The sequence below is a fragment of the Delftia sp. ZNC0008 genome (assembly GCF_000799035.1).
GTDB lineage: Bacteria > Pseudomonadota > Gammaproteobacteria > Burkholderiales > Burkholderiaceae_C > Comamonas > Comamonas tsuruhatensis.
Map to the genome: position 1 here is coordinate 1 of NZ_JTKZ01000107.1, position 865 is coordinate 865.

Consider the following 865-nt stretch of genomic DNA (forward strand, 5'->3'; position numbering starts at 1 on the left):
CCGCGTCGGCCGGCGTCTCTTCCAGCACGGCCTCGAAACCCTGTGCCATCCAGCGCAGGGCCTTGCGCTGGGCAGCGCTGCCGAAGGCCCGCGCCACGACCTCGGCATCGCCCTCCAGCCATGGCGCGATAGGGGCCTGTGCTGCCTCATCGGCCGCCCCTCCGCTGGCCAGGCGCGCGCGCAGGCCCAGCAGCAAGGCGCACAGATGGTGGCAGGGTCCATACGCCGGGCAGCTGCATTGCAGCGTGGCAAAGCCCGCGCCCGCCAGGGTCTGGACATGGCCTTCGATATCGGCCCGGGCATGGCTGGCATCCAGCTCCCAGGCCGCCGCATCCAATGTCGCCAGGGCCTTTGCGCCGCGCTTGAGCAGGCCCTTGTTGGCCCAGTCGGCAATGGCGTCATCGTCCAGGGTGCGCAGCCATTCCTGCATCATGAGGATCGCCCTGCCTGCATGACACGGGCCAGCCAGTCCACCAGATGGTCGGGCGTCATGGCGCCGACCTGCGCACCGCGTTCCACCAGTTGCGCAGCCAGGTCCCGGTCGTAGTCGGGATGGGCGCGGCGATCCAGGGCGGCCAGCACCAGCACGCGCGCACCGCTGGCGATCAGCCGCTCGGTCTCGGCGATGACGCGGGCCTCGTCATGGCCTTCGTAGAGATCGGTGATCAGCACGACCACGCTGCGGCGCGGCGCGCCCAGCAGCCCGGCCGCATGCGCCAGGGCGGCACCGATATTCGTGCCTCCGCCCAGTTGCGCGCCCAGCAGCAGTTCTTCGGGCGCATGCAACTGGCCGGTGACATCGGCCACCTCGTCGGCGAACAGCAGCACATGGGTGCGCAAGGCGCGCACGCGCGCGAAGACGCGG

General features: G+C 70.9%; 1 protein-coding gene and 1 pseudogene. Both read right to left on the reverse strand.

The window, feature by feature from the left end; translation table 11 throughout:
• A pseudogene (locus L995_RS03960) lies at positions 1-433 on the reverse strand (SWIM zinc finger family protein); the annotation flags it as partial.
• On the reverse strand, positions 430-865 hold a 436-nt coding region (locus tag L995_RS03965; RefSeq protein WP_047469353.1), incomplete at its 5' end, for a VWA domain-containing protein. The gene L995_RS03965 and the pseudogene L995_RS03960, both read right to left, overlap by 4 nt.